This window comes from Clostridium frigidicarnis (genome assembly GCF_900111985.1).
Lineage (GTDB): Bacteria > Bacillota > Clostridia > Clostridiales > Clostridiaceae > Clostridium_Z > Clostridium_Z frigidicarnis.
Genome location: NZ_FOKI01000020.1, coordinates 1 through 16,685, shown reverse-complemented (window position 1 = coordinate 16,685; position 16,685 = coordinate 1). Strand labels below are relative to the sequence as shown.

At 30.3% G+C, this 16,685-nt stretch carries 18 protein-coding genes and 3 tRNA genes; 20 read left to right on the top strand and 1 reads right to left on the bottom strand.

The features are described from left to right. Positions 1-149 precede the first annotated feature (149 nt). The 16 genes from BM119_RS12245 to mreB all read left to right on the top strand — a co-directional run bounded on the left by BM119_RS12245 (position 150) and on the right by mreB (position 14,456). Positions 150-1,328 (top strand): acetyl-CoA C-acetyltransferase, encoded by a 1,179-nt coding sequence (locus tag BM119_RS12245; protein ID WP_090041854.1) that lies wholly within the window; start codon positions 150-152, stop codon positions 1,326-1,328. Positions 1,329-1,931: 603 nt separating this feature from the next. After that, positions 1,932-2,300, top strand: coding sequence for an ATP synthase subunit I (locus BM119_RS12240; protein WP_090041852.1), 369 nt, complete (start codon positions 1,932-1,934; stop codon positions 2,298-2,300). Positions 2,301-2,319: 19 nt separating this feature from the next. Then, positions 2,320-3,000 (top strand): F0F1 ATP synthase subunit A, encoded by a 681-nt coding sequence (locus BM119_RS12235; RefSeq protein WP_090041850.1) that lies wholly within the window; start codon positions 2,320-2,322, stop codon positions 2,998-3,000. Positions 3,001-3,043: 43 nt separating this feature from the next. Further along, positions 3,044-3,286 (top strand): ATP synthase F0 subunit C, encoded by a 243-nt coding sequence (gene atpE / locus BM119_RS12230; protein WP_090041848.1) that lies wholly within the window; start codon positions 3,044-3,046, stop codon positions 3,284-3,286. Positions 3,287-3,385: 99 nt separating this feature from the next. After that, entirely contained in the window at positions 3,386-3,874 is a 489-nt protein-coding gene (locus BM119_RS12225) for a F0F1 ATP synthase subunit B (protein ID WP_090041847.1), read from the top strand. Positions 3,875-3,876: 2 nt separating this feature from the next. Beyond that, positions 3,877-4,416, top strand: coding sequence for a F0F1 ATP synthase subunit delta (locus tag BM119_RS12220; protein ID WP_090041846.1), 540 nt, complete (start codon positions 3,877-3,879; stop codon positions 4,414-4,416). A gap of 12 nt (positions 4,417-4,428) precedes the next feature. Further along, on the top strand, positions 4,429-5,937 hold the full coding sequence (atpA, locus tag BM119_RS12215) for a F0F1 ATP synthase subunit alpha (protein ID WP_090041844.1): 1,509 nt from the start codon (positions 4,429-4,431) through the stop codon (positions 5,935-5,937). 20 nt (positions 5,938-5,957) lie between these two features. After that, the gene (gene atpG, locus BM119_RS12210; RefSeq protein ID WP_090041842.1) at positions 5,958-6,812 is read left to right on the top strand and encodes an ATP synthase F1 subunit gamma; all 855 of its coding nucleotides are present in this window, start codon (positions 5,958-5,960) and stop codon (positions 6,810-6,812) included. A gap of 15 nt (positions 6,813-6,827) precedes the next feature. Continuing rightward, complete coding sequence (atpD, locus tag BM119_RS12205; RefSeq protein ID WP_090041841.1) at positions 6,828-8,231, top strand: F0F1 ATP synthase subunit beta; 1,404 nt, start codon at positions 6,828-6,830, stop codon at positions 8,229-8,231. A gap of 12 nt (positions 8,232-8,243) precedes the next feature. Continuing rightward, the gene (gene atpC, locus BM119_RS12200; protein ID WP_090041839.1) at positions 8,244-8,645 is read left to right on the top strand and encodes an ATP synthase F1 subunit epsilon; all 402 of its coding nucleotides are present in this window, start codon (positions 8,244-8,246) and stop codon (positions 8,643-8,645) included. 245 nt (positions 8,646-8,890) lie between these two features. Further along, a complete protein-coding gene (locus BM119_RS12195; RefSeq protein WP_090041837.1) occupies positions 8,891-9,499 on the top strand; it encodes a YwmB family TATA-box binding protein in 609 nt (202 codons plus the stop codon). Between the two features lie 20 nt (positions 9,500-9,519). After that, positions 9,520-10,776: a UDP-N-acetylglucosamine 1-carboxyvinyltransferase gene (gene murA, locus BM119_RS12190; RefSeq protein WP_090041836.1), complete on the top strand. Its 1,257-nt coding sequence runs from the start codon at positions 9,520-9,522 to the stop codon at positions 10,774-10,776. A gap of 132 nt (positions 10,777-10,908) precedes the next feature. Further along, entirely contained in the window at positions 10,909-11,943 is a 1,035-nt protein-coding gene (gene spoIID, locus BM119_RS12185) for a stage II sporulation protein D (RefSeq protein WP_090041834.1), read from the top strand. Positions 11,944-12,205: 262 nt separating this feature from the next. Beyond that, positions 12,206-12,994: a M23 family metallopeptidase gene (locus BM119_RS12180; protein ID WP_090041833.1), complete on the top strand. Its 789-nt coding sequence runs from the start codon at positions 12,206-12,208 to the stop codon at positions 12,992-12,994. Positions 12,995-13,081: 87 nt separating this feature from the next. Next, positions 13,082-13,336, top strand: a complete 255-nt coding sequence (gene spoIIID / locus BM119_RS12175) for a sporulation transcriptional regulator SpoIIID (protein ID WP_090041831.1) — start codon at positions 13,082-13,084, stop codon at positions 13,334-13,336. 85 nt (positions 13,337-13,421) lie between these two features. Beyond that, a complete protein-coding gene (gene mreB, locus BM119_RS12170; RefSeq protein ID WP_090041830.1) occupies positions 13,422-14,456 on the top strand; it encodes a rod shape-determining protein in 1,035 nt (344 codons plus the stop codon). A gap of 233 nt (positions 14,457-14,689) precedes the next feature. On the opposite strand, the gene yyaC is transcribed toward mreB, so the two are convergent. Then, a complete protein-coding gene (gene yyaC, locus BM119_RS12165; protein WP_090041828.1) occupies positions 14,690-15,217 on the bottom strand; it encodes a spore protease YyaC in 528 nt (175 codons plus the stop codon). Between the two features lie 249 nt (positions 15,218-15,466). Here yyaC and BM119_RS12160 point away from each other — a divergent pair, with 249 nt between their 5' ends. From BM119_RS12160 to BM119_RS12145, 4 genes are all read left to right on the top strand, one after another. Further along, positions 15,467-16,087 carry a hypothetical protein gene (locus BM119_RS12160; protein WP_090041827.1) on the top strand — a complete coding sequence of 207 codons (621 nt, stop codon included), beginning with the start codon at positions 15,467-15,469 and terminating at the stop codon, positions 16,085-16,087. A gap of 289 nt (positions 16,088-16,376) precedes the next feature. Further along, a tRNA-Thr gene (locus tag BM119_RS12155) sits at positions 16,377-16,452 on the top strand. A gap of 6 nt (positions 16,453-16,458) precedes the next feature. Beyond that, positions 16,459-16,543: transfer RNA gene (locus tag BM119_RS12150), tRNA-Tyr, on the top strand. A 29-nt stretch (positions 16,544-16,572) separates the two neighbouring features. Further along, a tRNA-Val gene (locus tag BM119_RS12145) sits at positions 16,573-16,648 on the top strand. Positions 16,649-16,685 lie beyond the last annotated feature (37 nt).

Sequence of the window (16,685 nt, the reverse complement as noted above, 5' to 3'; positions counted from 1 at the left end):
TTCATTTAAAACATAAATTGTTTAAATATTTGTATTACTTGGGGTAATAAGTTTTTCAGACTTATTTTTTATTTCAAATAGAATGTTAAAAAAATATCAAATAAGTCATTAAATAAATAAAATAAACAAAATAATAGGGGGCTAAAAAAATGAAAGAAGTATTTATAGTTAGTGCAGTAAGAACAGCAGTAGGAACTTTTGGAGGAAGCTTAAAGGATGTTCCAGCAGTTGATTTAGGAGCATTAGTAATTAAGGAAGCATTAAAAAGAGCTTCTATAGAAGGTAAATATGTTGATGAGGTTATACTAGGAAACGTACTTCAAGCAGGATTAGGACAAAATCCAGCAAGACAAGCAGTTATAAAAGCAGGAATTCCAGAAGAGATTTCAGCAATGACTATAAACAAGGTTTGTGGATCAGGCTTAAGAGCTGTAAGTCTTGGATGTCAAATGATTTTAGCTGGAGATTCAGATGTAATAGTTGCTGGAGGAATGGAAAATATGTCAAGAGCGCCATATGTACTAAATAGTGCAAGATGGGGTCAAAGAATGGGAAATGGAAATATTGTTGATGAAATGATAACGGATGGATTATGGGATGCATTTAATAATTATCATATGGGAATTACAGCAGAGAACATAGCTGAAAGATGGAATATAACTAGAGAAGAACAAGATAAATTTTCATTAAACTCTCAAATGAAGGCTGAAAGAGCAATAAAAAATGGAGAGTTTGAAGATGAAATAGTTCCAGTGGTTATACCTCAAAGAAAGGGAGATCCTATAGTATTTGATACAGATGAACATCCTAAGTTTGGTAGTACAATAGAAAAATTAGCAAAACTAAAACCAGCATTTAAAAAAGATGGAACAGTAACTGCAGCAAATGCATCAGGAATAAATGATGGAGCAGCAGTTGTAGTTATAATGAGCGGAGAAAAAGTTAAAGAATTAGGAATTAAGCCACTAGCAAAAATTGTTTCATACGCATCAAAGGGCTTAGATCCATCAATAATGGGATATGGACCAGTTGAAGCTACTAGAGCTGCTTTAGCTAAAGCAAACTTAGGCGTTGATGACATAGATTTATTCGAAGCAAATGAAGCATTTGCTGCTCAAAGTTTAGCTGTTGCTAAAGATTTAAAACTTGATATGAATAAAGTTAATATTAATGGTGGAGCTATAGCTCTTGGACATCCTATCGGAGCATCTGGAGCAAGAATTTTAGTTACTCTTATACATGAAATGAAGAAAAAAGATGTTAAAAGAGGATTAGCAACATTGTGTATTGGTGGAGGAATGGGTACTGCATTAATCATTGAAAGATAAACATATATAAGTATACACTAATAATAAGTGCTTAATATATAATTAAACTTATATAGCTTTAGGGTTCAAATAAGAATCCTAAAGCTTATATTTTTATATTAAAATGGGCAAATATATGTATATATGGTTCTATATATGAAGTTAAATTAACAAAACTATACATAAAAAATTCATAATATACCATTATATATATATATATAATGCATAAAAAACAATTTTAAGTGCAAAAAAAAATAAATAAATGAATAAAAATGTCAAAAGTTATTCATAACCACTTAATAGTATAAGGAATAAAAGGCATTATTTACTTTGTAAGGTGTATTAAACTAATATAAAAACGTTTGAATTATAAATGTAAAGGTATTTATTTAATAAATAAACAAGTCAATAGTTTTCAATTTTAAAAATATTGAATAATGAACTTATATATTATTTGCAACCTTAATAAAATAGATATTGCAAGAGATATTTGGAAGAATCATAGCAAAAGTAAACTTAAACGACCATAAAGACTAAAATAAAGACAAATTTAAAGCAATATTGGATTTTGTTACTTTAACGCCCTATTATATAATAAACACATGGTTGGACAAGAGGTAAGTGATGGAAGATGAAGTTAAGGATTTAATAAAGACCACAATCAAATATGATTTTATTTTACTAATTAGTATAGCAATAATAATAGCTATGCTTTTTAATATGGTTTATTCATTAATATATATACTAGGCCTAGTGATATCAATGATAAACTTTATTGTTAATTCAATAGTATTAAATTATGAATTAAATAAGAAACAATTTAAAAGTCCAATTTTAAATATAGTAAGCCTTTTAATCAGAACTTCGATTATTTGTACGATAGCAATAGTGTTATTTACATATAATAAATATTATTTGATAGTATATATAATAGGTGTTATAATGCACTTTATAGCAATTATTTTATATGCTACCAAATTAAGGAGAATTTAAAGAGAGGGGAAGTGATTAGTTGGAAGCTTTACAACCTATTTGGTCATTTAATATTGGTGGGTTAACATTTAATATTACCCTCTATTTAGTAGTACAGTGGATTATTATACTGGCTATAGCCTTATTAGCATTGTATCTAACTAGAGATTTAAAAGAAGTACCTAGTGGAAAGCAAAACATATTAGAAATGTTTGTAGATGCAGTTTCTAATATTATACGTGAAAATATGGGCAAGGGATATGAGAGCTTTGGTCCATTTATAGGTACTTTGGCAGTATATTTGTTGTCAATGAACATGATGGGGTTATTTGGAATAGCGCCACCAACTAAAGATTATAGTGTTGACATATCATTAGCACTTATAAGTTTTGTAGTAATTCAAGGATACGCTATTAAAAAGGTCGGCTTAGGACATTATTTTATAGGATATGGTAGGCCATTTGTATTTATGTTGCCCTTGAATATTATGGAAAGAGTTATGCTTCCAGTATCTCTTAGTTTGAGATTGTTCGGGAATATGCTTTCGGCTACAATAATAATGGAACTAGTATATGAGGCGTTAAGTCATCTATCATGGTTCGCTCAATTAGTATTGCCAGTTCCATTACATTTTTATTTCGATATTTTTGATGGAACGATCCAAATGGTTATCTTTGTAATGTTAACAATGATAAACATTAAACTAGTGTCTGAACACTAAATTTTTATTAAAATAATTAAGATAGGTTTAAGGAGGAAATATCATGAATGAATTTTTTGTATTAGGAATGTCAGCTATAGGTGCAGGCTTAGCTGTTATAACAGGTCTTGGAGCAGGTGTAGGAATAGGAAATGCAACAGGTAAAGCTGTTGAAAGTATAGCTAGACAACCAGAAGCATCAGGAAAGATAACTTCTACATTAATCATAGGTGCAGGTTTCGCAGAAGCAACTGCTATATATGGATTACTAGTATCTATTTTATTAATATTTGTAGGACTAAAATAAGAAAAAGATTTAGATAAAAGCTACTTTGATTTTACAAGGTAGCTAAAAATTAATTTTATGGTAGATAATAAAGCCCGAAAGGAGGCTTAAGCATATAGTATGGAGAAAATAGGAATTGATTTAAATATTATACCTGCATACATTATCAACTTTTTAATTCTTTTCTTTGTTTTAAAGCACTTATTATTTGGAAGAATTAAAGAAGTAATGAATCAAAGAAGAGAGAAAATAGTTAGTGATATAGAAGATGCTAATAAAGATAAGTTACAATCACAAAAATTAGTAGAAGAAAGCAGATTAGGGCTTAAGCAGGCTAAAGATCAAGGTAAGGATGTAGTTAAGACATATAAAACTAAAGCAGAAGCATTGTATGATGAGATCGTAGGAGATGCAAAAAAAGAAGCAACTACTGTTTTAGACAGAGCTAAGATAGAAATAGAGAGAGAAAAGCATAAGGCAGAAGATGAGATAAAGAGTCAATCTATAAATTTAGCTATAATTATAGCCTCAAAGGCATTAGAAGATTCAATAGATGAGGAAACTCATAAAAAGCTTATTGATGATTTTATAGCTAAGGTAGGTAATTAGGAATGTATGAATATTTAGATAGAAGATATGCATTAGCTCTTTATCAAGTTGCAGAAGAAAAAGGTAGAGTAGATCAATATCTTGAGGATTTAAGAGATATTGTTACTTTAATACAAGAAAATAAGGATTTTTCTCAAATAATAAAACATCCCGAAATAACAACTAGCAAGAAAAAGCAAGCTTTTAAGAATATATTTCAAGGGAAAATAGATGATGAGCTATTGAGATTCTTGTTACTCTTGATAGAAAAAGATAGAATACTATATCTTAAAGAAAAGCTTAAAGAATTTGAAAAAATTCATTTAGAGAGACAAAATAAGCTAGAGGCTATAGTAAAAAGTGTAATTCCATTGGATAATACACAAAGAAAGCTACTAAAACAAAGACTAAATACAATGTACAATAAAGACATTATATTAAAAGAAGAGATTGATGAAGTCATTCTTGGAGGTCTATATGTAAGAGTAGGTAATGATGTAATTGATGGAACAATTAAATCAAAATTAGATGAGATGAAAGACCTAGTACTGAGTAGTGAATAGAGGTGAATTTTTATGAATATAAAGCCAGAAGAGATTACTTCTATAATAAGAAGTGAAATCGAAAAGTATCAAAAGAAAATAGAAACTACTGACTCCGGTACTATAGTTCAAATAGGAGACGGAGTTGCCAGAGTTTATGGTTTAGATGATTGTATGGAAGGTGAGCTTTTAGAATTCCCAAGGGGAATTTTAGGAATGGCTTTAAACCTTGAACAAGATAATGTTGGTTGTGTTCTTTTAGGACCAGAAGAAGGAATAAAAGAAGGCGACATAGTAAAGAGAACTGGAAAGATTGTTGAAGTACCAGTTGGTGAAGCTTTAATAGGTAGGGTTGTAAATTCATTAGGTCAACCTGTTGATGGTAAAGGACCAATAAAAAATTCAGGTATGAGAGACATAGAAGTTCAAGCACCTGGTGTTATAGAGAGAAAGTCTGTTAATGAGCCACTTCAAACAGGTATAAAAGCTATAGACTCTATGATACCTATAGGAAAAGGACAAAGAGAGCTTATTATAGGTGATAGACAAACAGGAAAAACTGCGATAGCTATAGATACAATTTTAAATCAAAAAGGAAAAGATGTTGTTTGTATTTATGTTGCTATAGGACAAAAGCAATCAACGGTTGCACATATAGCAAATACTTTATCAGAAATGGGAGCTATGGACTACACAATAGTAGTTTCATCAACAGCAGCTGATACAGCCCCACTTCAATTTATAGCACCTTATGCAGGATGTAGTATGGGTGAATACTTCATGAATCAAGGTAAAGATGTGTTGATTATTTATGATGATTTATCTAAACATGCGGTTGCATATAGAACAATGTCATTACTTCTTAAGAGACCACCAGGAAGAGAAGCTTATCCTGGAGATGTTTTCTACATCCATTCAAGATTACTAGAAAGATCAGCTAAGTTATCAGATGAGAATGGAGGAGGATCTTTAACAGCTCTTCCAATAATAGAAACTCTTGCAGGAGACGTTACAGCATATATACCAACTAACGTTATATCAATAACTGACGGTCAGATATTCTTAGAAGCAGAATTATTCCATGGAGGATTAAAACCTGCTGTTAATGCTGGTATATCTGTATCAAGAGTTGGTGGTAATGCTCAAATAAAAGCAATGAAACAAGTTGCTGGTACATTGAGACTAGAACTTGCACAATATAGAGAATTAGCAGCATTTGCTCAGTTTGGATCAGACCTTGACAAGGAAGCTAAAAATAGACTTGAAAAAGGTAAAAGATTAATGGAAATATTAAAACAAGATCAATATGAGCCAATGCAAGTAGAAAAACAAGTTATGATATTATATGCGGGTGTAAATAACCATTTAATGGATATATCGGTATACAATATAAGAAGATTTGAAAAAGAATTCTTAGAATATATGGATACTCATCATAGAGATATAGGAAAAGAAATAATAGATGGTGGAAAATTAACTGATGAATTAAAAAGTAAATTAGATGAGGCTATAGCTGAATTTAAGAAATTATTTGCAGCTTAGATCTTTTAGGAGGTGACAATGTGGCAGGAGCAGGACTTATTGCAATAAAAAGAAGAATTAAGTCTGTAACTAATACTAGAAAAATAACCAAAGCCATGGGATTAGTTGCCACATCCAAGTTAAGAAAAATAAGAGGACAATTAGCAGTTGCAGATGAGTATCATAAGAGTTTAGAGAAAACTAAAAATTTAGTTATAAACTCTTTAGATGATATTGAAAGTACTCTTATAATTGGAAACAACTCCAACAAAAAACTTTATATTGTAATAACTTCAGATTCAGGATTATGTGGAGGCTATAATGCAGCAATTGTAGCCTCTGCTGTTGAAAGTATAAAAGAAGATATTAATAATTCAAATATAATAACAGTTGGAGAAAAAGGTAGGGTTTATTTTAGAAAATATGGACTTAATACATTAGCAGAATATGTTGACATACCAGATGTACCAACTACAAAGGAATCTAAAACTATATTTAATCATGCAGTTGATTTATATAAAAAAGGAGAGATAGGAGAAATAAATATAGTATATACTAAGTTTGTTTCTCCAGTAAAGCAGATACCTGTTATTGAAAAATTACTTCCATTATCAGTTGAAGAAACGGAATCTTTATCAGATACTATAGTAATAGAACCATCTGCTTACGAGATATCCGATGATATTATGCTTATGTATTTACAAGGTAGTGTTCACTTTGCGATGACACATGCTAAGTGTAGTGAACATGCATCAAGAATGTCATCAATGGATGGTGCAACTAAAAATGCAGATGATATTTTAGATGGACTTAACTTAAAATATAATAGAATAAGACAAAGTGCTATTACTCAAGAAATCTCTGAAATAGTTGGAGGTGCTGAGGCACAGAAATAGTTAGGAGGAATGGATATGCCTTGTAATATAGGAAAAGTTACACAAGTCATAGGACCTGTTATAGATATAAAATTTGAATCTGATTGTCTTCCTGATATACTAAATGCTATAGAAATAAAAATGGACCATGACAAAGTTGTTATAGCAGAAGTTGAACAACATGTTGGTGATGATATAGTAAGAGCTATAGCTATGGAGGCTACAGAAGGTTTAAAAAGAGGAATGGATGCTGTAGATACAGGAAAAGCTATAAGTGTTCCTGTTGGAGAAGAAGTTCTAGGAAGATTATTTAATGTATTGGGTAAAACAATTGATAAAAAAGGACACTTTGAATCAAGAAACTCTTATACAATTCACAGAGCTGCGCCAACATTTGCAGAGCAAGCTGTTGAACCAGAAATGTTTGAAACTGGTATAAAAGTTATAGATTTACTTGCTCCATATCAAAAAGGTGGAAAGATAGGTCTTTTTGGTGGAGCTGGAGTTGGTAAGACAGTTCTTATACAAGAACTTATTAACAATATAGCAAAAGAGCATGGTGGACTTTCTGTATTTACAGGAGTTGGAGAAAGAACAAGAGAAGGAAATGATTTATACTACGAAATGACCGAGTCAGGAGTTATTAATAAGACTGCCTTAGTATTTGGTCAAATGAATGAGCCACCTGGAGCAAGAATGAGAGTTGCATTAACAGGACTTACAATGGCAGAATATTTTAGAGATCAAGGTCAAGACGTATTATTATTTATAGATAATATATTTAGATTTACTCAAGCGGGTTCAGAAGTTTCAGCATTATTAGGAAGAATTCCTAGTGCAGTTGGATATCAACCAACACTTGCAACTGAGATGGGAGCCTTACAAGAAAGAATTACATCTACTAAAAGTGGTTCAATAACATCTGTTCAAGCAGTTTATGTTCCGGCAGATGACTTAACTGACCCAGCACCAGCTACAACATTCACACACTTAGATGCAACAACTGTCTTATCAAGATCTATATCAGAACTTGGTATATACCCAGCTGTTGACCCTCTAGATTCTACATCAAGAATTCTTGATCCAAGAATAATTGGTAGAGATCATTTTGACATAGCAAATAAAGTTAAAAATGTTTTAGAGAGATACAAAGAATTACAAGATATAATAGCAATATTGGGTGTAGATGAATTATCTGAAGAAGATAGATTAATAGTAGGAAGAGCAAGAAGAATGCAAAGATTCTTATCTCAACCATTTACTGTTGCTGAACAATTTACAGGTATGAAAGGTAGATTTGTACCAATAAAAGAAACAATAAGAGGATTTAAAGAAATCCTTGAAGGAAAGCATGATAATTTACCAGAATCAGCATTTTTATTTGTAGGAACTATTGATGATGCAATAGAGAAAGCTAAAAAAATAGCTTCTGAAAATTAAGGATGTGAGTAAATGCAAAAAAATTTAACACTAAATATATTAACAGCTACAAAGAGAATTTATAATGGACAGATTGAAAAATTGTTTATAGAAAGTGTATCAGGTAAAATAGAAATTCTACCAAATCATATGGATTTAGTTAGTTTATTATCACCATCTATAACTAGATTTGTTGATATGGATGGTAATGAAAAAACACTATTTACATCAGAAGGTGTTATGAGAATTACTAGCGGAGAAATATTTTTAACTTGTAATTCTGCAGAGTGGCCAGAAGAAATAGATAAAAATAGAGCTGAGGCTGCAAAAGAAAGAGCACAAATGAGATTAAAAGAAAAAGATACTAATATAGATACTCAAAGAGCTGAATTATCATTGCATAAAGCCATGTTAAGATTGTTAGTAACAAAATAATATAAATAGTTAAGATGATATTATAAAAGATTCATGCATTTAAAAGCATGGATCTTTTTGTGTTACAATAAAACAAATCAAATTACCTTTAAATACATAAATTACAAAATTACACTAAGTGGATATAATTTATGCACACTTTTCCTAAAAAAATATATATTAATAATATATTTTATATAAATTCTAGATATAAGTATATTATGTAATAAAATGGATAGACTATTGGTGAAAGGAAGGAGATAATTATGAGATTTAAAATTAGTATAGTAATTTTTATGCTCCTAATTCTAATACCAATACCAACATTACAAAAGGAGATTTTAAATAATATTGTATGGACTTTAGATGGACAAGTAATCGAAAATTCTATGACGGTAGAACTAAATGAGTGCAATCAATATTCTCTTAAGGAAATAAAAAACAATATAAATAAATTATCTAATAGTAATTTGAAAGTGGATATTCTGGATGATGTATTAGCATTAGAAGGAAAGATATATATTAATATTACAAGTGAGGATATAAATAGTGATTTTAACCAGTTAAAGAATAACATATTAACCTCTATAAACACAAATGATACTAATGTAAAGACATATTATTGTACAAAGGGAAAAATTCATGATAATGACTATAAGTATGTAGCTAAGTTAGAAAATGTTCTCCAAATAATTGGAAGTAAGAAGATAAATGTAGTTAAATCAAATGAAGGCTACTTTGGAACAGCATATACAGGCTATTTTCAAAACAGTATTAATACTAATGAGAAATTAGATATGAATTTTTCAATTAATGAATATACTTCTGGAACATATGTGATTATAGGAACTCCTATAATTGCATGTATTTATTAACAATTTTTATGGAGGAAAATATGGAAAAATTCATTTTAAAAGGTGGAAAAAAACTACAAGGTGAAGTTTTTGTAAGTGTCGCTAAAAATTCTATTTTACCAATAATAGCAGCAACTATTCTAAGTGGTTCAAAATGTACTATAGAAAATGCTCCAGAATTGGAAGATGTATATGTTATATGTGATCTTTTAAAGAGCATTAATGTAAAGGCTGATTTTAAAGAAGGTAGTATATATTTAGATTCATCCTGTATGGTTGGTAATGAAGAACCAGATAGTGAACTTGTTAGAAAAATGAGAGCATCTTTTCTTATAATGGGACCAATGTTATCTAGATTTGGAAGGGTAAAAATATCTCTACCTGGAGGATGTAACATAGGTAGTAGGCCTATAGATTTACATTTGAAGGGGTTTAAGGCATTAGGAGCTACTATTGACTTAGGACATGGATTTGTAGAAGCAAAAGCAGATAAACTAAGAGGAGGTTCTATATATTTAGATTTTCCTTCAGTAGGAGCTACTGAAAATATAATGATGGCAGCTGTTTTAGCAGATGGAGATACCATAATAGAAAATGCAGCAGAAGAGCCAGAAATAAAAGATCTTGCGAACTTTCTTGTAAAGATGGGAGCTATTATAAGTGGTGCAGGAACTGATACAATAATAATAAAAGGAGTTAAGCAACTGAAAGGGGTAAGTTATACTCCTATTTTTGATAGAATAGAAGCAGGAACTTATATGGTAGCAGGGGCTTTAACAAATTCAAATATAAAGATAGTTGGAGCTGAAGAGGAAAATTTAAGATCCTTAATAGCTAAGCTCATAGAGTGTGGAGTAAAGTTAGAAATAGGTCAAGGATTTATTATTATTAATGGTCACGATGGATTGAGTCCAATAGATATAAAAACTATGCCATATCCTGGTTTTCCAACAGACATGCAATCTCCTATGATGTCTCTTATGTGCTTAGCACAGGGAACAAGCATTGTAACAGAAACAGTATTTGAAAATAGATTTATGCATGCATCAGAATTAAAAAGGATGGGAGCAAATATAAAGATTGATGGAAGATGTGCAGTCATAGAAGGAATAAAATCATTTAGTGGATGTAATGTAAAAGCAACTGATTTGAGGGCTGGTGCAGCTCTTATATTAGCAGGACTTGTAGCAGAAGGGACAACAACAATAGAGGATATATATCACATAGACAGAGGATACGTTTGTATTGAAAAAAAGTTAAAAAAATTAGGTGCTAATATTGAAAGGATACAAGTATGATGTTTTTTAACTGGTTAGGTGCCCATATCTTATAGTTTAAGATATGGGCACCTATATTTTTTTGCTTAATGATAATAATGAATATAAATTTAGCATATTAATAAATATTAAGTTAATATTGGGGGGGAATAAATGAAAAGACCTATTTTTGTTGTAGATATGAGAGAAATAAAAAGTTTGTTAATAGTATTGATTGTTGTTGTAGCGGTAATTATAGCACTTCCAATGATTATAATAGGAGGAAAAGGAGAAGTACAAAATAATAATAAACAATTAGTAGAGGATAAGCAATTAGATAAAACTTTAGCCGAATATGTTAGTGATGGAAAGATAAAAGTGTATATATCCAATGAAGAAAAGGTAGAGGAAATTAATTTTGAAGATTACATAAAAGGAGTTGTAGCATCAGAAATGCAAGTATCTTTTGAAATTGAAGCATTGAAGGCGCAAGCTATTGCAGCAAGGAATTTTGCATTAAATAAGATAAAGTATAATTGCACTAACGGCAAAGGTGCTAATGTATGTGATACTACTCACTGTCAGGTTTATAAAGGATATGATGTAAAGTTAAAGGAATGGGGAAAAAGTGGGGAAGATAACTGGAATAAAATATGTAAGGCTGTAGATGAAACAAAAGGAGAAGTTATGTATTTTGGAGAAGATATAGTGACGAATGCTCAGTTTTTTGCAACTAGCAGTGGAAAAACTGAAAATGTTAAAGATGTTTTTGGCGGGGATGTTCCATATTTAAAATCAGTATATAGTGAAGGCGAGGAAATAGCACCTAAATATACTAGTGATAAAGTAGTAGAGTATAAAAAGTTCATAAACACTATAAATTCCAACTATAAAAATGCTAAAGTAAATAATAACAATTTAAAAAAATCTATTGATATAAAATCTCATACAGAGGGTGGAGCTGTAAAAGAAATAAAATTAGGAGGTGAAACTATTACTGGAGTTGAGTTTAGAAAATTGTTTGAATTAAATTCAGCAAATTTTTCATTAGATTTTAATAATAATAAAGTGAATATACATTGTAAAGGGTACGGACATGGGGTTGGTATGAGTCAATGGGGAGCAAATGCTATGGCCAAAAATGGTAAGGATTATAAGGACATAATTACTCACTACTATTCAGGTGTATCTATAAAAAAGATATATTAATATTAAAAATATTAAATTATAAAAAAGATGATTCATTGTATTGAAAGAATATAATGAGTCATCTTTTTTATTTATTTATAAAATCAACTATATTTTATGTCAATAGAAGCTAAATTTTAAATATATAATATGCAAATAAATTTATATTTGCATATAAAAACACATATTCTGTAGAAAAATAAGGATAAAAAAAGAATAGTTTTTATTAATTAATTGTATTAAAAACTACCAAGTGGCAAAAATAACTGATGGAGGTGTTCATATGGACAAAAAATTACAGGACAAATCATCTAATTTTTTTAAAAAAGAGGGCTTTTACGTAGTTTTATTTGTGTGCTTATGTGTAGTAGCTGTGGTAGCTGCATTTAGTGCAAAAAATGCAATGGTTTCAAAGGAGAAACAAGAACAAGTTTCTCAAGCAGCAAGTGAAGACAAACAGGTTGCAGAACAAAGTGAAGAAGTTACAAAAAGCGTTGATCAAAAGAAAACTGTAGATAATGCTACAGAAGTTAAAAATAATAATCAAAATAACGCTGTTGTGGCTGAAAAAGATGGAGATAAATCAGCTCAAGTAGCAAATACATCTAATGGAAAGTTTGTAAATCCAGTGGATGGAACTTTAGCTAGAACATATTCAGCAATACCTGAATATGTTGAAGGATTAAATAAAGCAGTAACTCACTTCGCAATACATGTAAAAGCAGATGCAGGGACAACTGTCAAATCAGCACAAGAAGGTGCAGTTACAAAAGTTTATGTAAATAATGAAGAAAACAAAGATTTAGTAGATTCAGAGTATAAAAACTTTGGGAATTACGTAGAGATTACTCATCAAAATGGAGTTGTTACTAGATATGCAAACCTTGAAAATATATCAGTTAAAAAAGATCAAAAGGTTAAACAAGGTGATGCTATTGGAAAAATAGGTAATAGCTCAATAACTTATTCTTCAGAAAAATACGGAAGCCATTTATGTTTTGCGGTTTACAAAAATGGAGAAGAGCAAGATCCATTAAAATATGTTTCATATAAACCAGCAACTGAAAAATAATAACTAATATCAATTTATATAAATCAACCATTTTCTTTAAAGAGAATGGTTGATTTATAATAAAATTTAAATTAAGGAGTGAAAAAATTGAAGGATTATATTGAAGAAAGAGTTTTAGAAGTAGCTCAATATATAATAGATTCAAAATCCACAATAAGAAAAACAGCTAAGGTTTTTGGTGTTTCTAAAAGTACAATACATAAGGATATGACTGAGAGACTACCTAAAATAAATCCAGGCATAGCTGAAGAAGCTAAGAATATATTAGAATTAAACAAGGCAGAAAGGCACATAAGAGGTGGAAAAGCTACCAAATTAAAGTATAAAGCTATTGAAGGTTAATCTCTTTAAAGGTATAATCATTTATAGAATATTGATAAAAAAAGATAATATTTGTATAATAAAGGGATTATAGGAGTGAATTTACATGTGGTTTTGGAGAATGGGAACGGATATAGGAATAGATTTAGGAACAGCAACAATACTTGTGTACATTAAAGGAAAAGGTGTAGTTTTAAATGAGCCTTCTGTTGTAGCTATAGATAAAAATACAAATAAAGTTTTAGCTGTTGGAGAAGAAGCTAGGAAAATGATAGGTAGAACGCCGGGGAATATAGTAGCAGTTAGACCATTAAGAGATGGGGTAATTTCTGATTATGATACAACAGAGAAAATGCTAAAATATTTTATAGCTAAGGCATGTGGAAAGAGAAGAGTTTCTGCTCCTAAAGTTATGATATGTGTTCCGTGTAGGGCAACTGAGGTTGAAAAAAGGGCAGTTAGAGATGCGGCAATTCATGCAGGTGCAAAAAAAGTATACTTAATAGAGGAACCATTAGCAGCATCAGTAGGGTCAGGAATAGATATAACAAAACCAATTGGAAACATGGTAATTGATATAGGTGGAGGAACTACAGATATAGCTGTAATATCTCTAGGTGGAATAGTAGTTAGAGATTCTATAAAAATTGCTGGGGACAGATTTGACGAAGCGATAATTAAATATATAAGAAAAAAATACAAGCTAATGATAGGTGAAAGAACATCAGAAGATTTAAAAATAAAGATAGGATCAGCATTTGGGGCTGATGAAAGTTTAACGGCTGACATAAAAGGAAGAGATTTGGTTACAGGATTACCTAAGAATGTAACAGTTTCATCACTTGAAATTATGGAAGCATTACAAGACTGTGTAACAGCTATAGCAGATTGTGCACACTCAGTTTTAGAAAAGACACCACCAGAACTAGCAGCAGATATTGCAGATAAAGGAATACTAATGACAGGTGGAGGGGCATTATTAAGTGGGTTAGATAAATTAATAACACACGTTACTAAGGTACCAACAAATGTGGCAGACTGCTCTGTAGAATGTGTTGCTGAAGGGACTGGAATGGTTTTACAATATATAGACAAGTTGGGAGTTACAATAGATGAGGGTGATGTTGCCCTTATAGATTAAATATGTATGATATCAAGTGATTCTTAGATTCAAGTGGGGTTACAAGATACATTACTCTAGAAATGAGGCTTATAAGAACTGTAGTGGTGCTTAATTTCTTAGGTGTGAGTACATCTCTTGCTTAAGAAGAGAAAATATTATAAATAGTAAATATTGGGATTAAGAGTTGTTTGCATAAAAGAATGTATGTAAACAACTCTTTTTGTATAGATTTATACTAGGATTAATAGATATTATTTTAGCTCTTTTAGGTAAATAGAATGAAACAATGAATCCACAATTACTTGAGCCATACTAAAAACAAGTGATAGTCTTATATTTCTAGAGGTGAAGATTTCACAATTATCACTAGAGTCTACAATTCCTATTATTGAAGCATCACCTACATGTGGTAAAACTTTTCCAACTCCTTTCCCGGGATGTATAGAATAATTCCTAGCATGAATTTCTCCTATAGAATTCGTATCTCCTAAACAAGCATCAATAGCAACAATAGTTGAATTAGGATGAGTTTTCTTTATTTCATGCAATTTTTCATCTATGTTCAAAGCATGAATGGGAGAATCGATAGTTCCATATACATTCAAAGGAAAAAATTTGTTTTTAAGAAGCGTTCCAACTAAAGGACCAAGGCAATCACCAATGCATCTATCAGTTCCAATACATACTATTATGGAATTATAATCTATAAAATCTTTTATGAAAAATGAAATATTATAAAAAGATAATTTGTCAGTATAATTAACTTTAACTTTGTTCAATAATCCACACCTCCTCAATATTAAATTTATATGATAAAAATCTTAACTTTATAATTACAGTGAATAAAAAAAATAAGAAGTGATAGAATTAAAGACAATGAAGTTATTCATAGTTTTAGGTAAAGTTTATTTAAAAGGAACACTCATTACTTTAATTGAAGATGAGAAGAATTTATCAAAGCATGCAGAATAGGTTGTGAGTGATATTAGTTGATAAAAGTAATTAAATTTTATTATGAGAGGTGAAGTATGAAAAAAAAATTGATTATATATAATATGATAGTAATCTTATGTACAGGAATTACTACATGTATTTTCTTAAATATAAATGACCAAATTTATAAATTTCAAGGACAATTTAATGGACCTGTAAATGAAGTTATAGATGAGTCTAAGAATAGGCCTATTGAAGAACACACAGAGGAAAGCGACCAACATAATGAGTCAATAATAAGTGAAAAAAGTAAAAATGAAAGTCAGGAAAATAGAGAAAATTCAAATGAAGATATAAGCGAAAATATCCAAAGTAAAAGAGAAAGTAAAAATTTACATGAAGATACAAGTGAATACCAGGGGGAGTGTGGAGAGGAAAGGGAAAAAGATATTTCAGTATTTAAGGTTGATAATACTAAAATTATAAGCAGTTTAACATTAGGTGAAAAAACTACACTTTTATATATTGGAAATAGGCTTGAAAAAGAAGATTTTAACAAGCTTACAAAGGTTTTAAATGACAAAAATCATGAAAAAGCTGTTATAAATGCATATGAATTACTAAAAGATAAATTATCAAGTAAAGATTTTGAAAAAGTTAAGAAGATTTTAAGTAAATATATAGATCTAGAAATAATTGAAAAAAAGTTTAAGTAAATATACTGGATTTAACAATAAAAAATTGTATTATTAAGTAGAACAATATGTTGGTTTTATTTAAAACTAAGGAAACAAAAGAAATGATTACAGGATATATATTTGATTTTTAACAATATAAGGTGAAAAAAAGAAAAAACAAGAGTAATAGTGAATAAATAGTAGAATGAAAGGCTTAAATTATTGTAATAGGCTAAAATACGTGTTGAAGTAATACACAGAAATTAGTATACTTATCTACGTTGACGAGATACTTAATAAATCTTGAAAAACGTTGAAAAACAAATATGCTGACATGGCTCAACTGGCAGAGCAGCTGACTTGTAATCAGCAGGTTGCAGGTTCGATTCCTGTTGTCAGCTCCAAAATGTGGAGGAGTTCCCGAGTGGCTAAAGGGGGCAGACTGTAAATCTGTTGTCTACGACTTCGATGGTTCGAATCCGTCCTCCTCCACCACATTAAACTTAAACTTATTTTAAAAATAAGGGCGCATAGCTCAGCTGGGAGAGCACCTGCCTTACAAGCAGGGGGTCACAGGTTCGAACCCTGTTGTGCCCACCAAAAAATTAATATGCTGACATGGCTCAACTGGCAGAGC

What these genes read in the sequence shown, in the direction of transcription:
- BM119_RS12240 (WP_090041852.1), top strand. Translation starts at nt 1,932, where the DNA reads ATGGAAGATGAAGTTAAGGATTTAATAAAGACCACAATCAAATATGAT.
- atpD (WP_090041841.1), top strand. Translation starts at nt 6,828, where the DNA reads ATGCCTTGTAATATAGGAAAAGTTACACAAGTCATAGGACCTGTTATA.
- atpC (WP_090041839.1), top strand. Translation starts at nt 8,244, where the DNA reads ATGCAAAAAAATTTAACACTAAATATATTAACAGCTACAAAGAGAATT.
- murA (WP_090041836.1), top strand. Translation starts at nt 9,520, where the DNA reads ATGGAAAAATTCATTTTAAAAGGTGGAAAAAAACTACAAGGTGAAGTT.
- spoIID (WP_090041834.1), top strand. Translation starts at nt 10,909, where the DNA reads ATGAAAAGACCTATTTTTGTTGTAGATATGAGAGAAATAAAAAGTTTG.
- mreB (WP_090041830.1), top strand. Translation starts at nt 13,422, where the DNA reads ATGTGGTTTTGGAGAATGGGAACGGATATAGGAATAGATTTAGGAACA.
- BM119_RS12225 (WP_090041847.1), top strand. Translation starts at nt 3,386, where the DNA reads ATGGAGAAAATAGGAATTGATTTAAATATTATACCTGCATACATTATC.
- BM119_RS12195 (WP_090041837.1), top strand. Translation starts at nt 8,891, where the DNA reads ATGAGATTTAAAATTAGTATAGTAATTTTTATGCTCCTAATTCTAATA.
- atpA (WP_090041844.1), top strand. Translation starts at nt 4,429, where the DNA reads ATGAATATAAAGCCAGAAGAGATTACTTCTATAATAAGAAGTGAAATC.
- BM119_RS12180 (WP_090041833.1), top strand. Translation starts at nt 12,206, where the DNA reads ATGGACAAAAAATTACAGGACAAATCATCTAATTTTTTTAAAAAAGAG.
- BM119_RS12160 (WP_090041827.1), top strand. Translation starts at nt 15,467, where the DNA reads ATGAAAAAAAAATTGATTATATATAATATGATAGTAATCTTATGTACA.
- atpE (WP_090041848.1), top strand. Translation starts at nt 3,044, where the DNA reads ATGAATGAATTTTTTGTATTAGGAATGTCAGCTATAGGTGCAGGCTTA.
- BM119_RS12220 (WP_090041846.1), top strand. Translation starts at nt 3,877, where the DNA reads ATGTATGAATATTTAGATAGAAGATATGCATTAGCTCTTTATCAAGTT.
- BM119_RS12245 (WP_090041854.1), top strand. Translation starts at nt 150, where the DNA reads ATGAAAGAAGTATTTATAGTTAGTGCAGTAAGAACAGCAGTAGGAACT.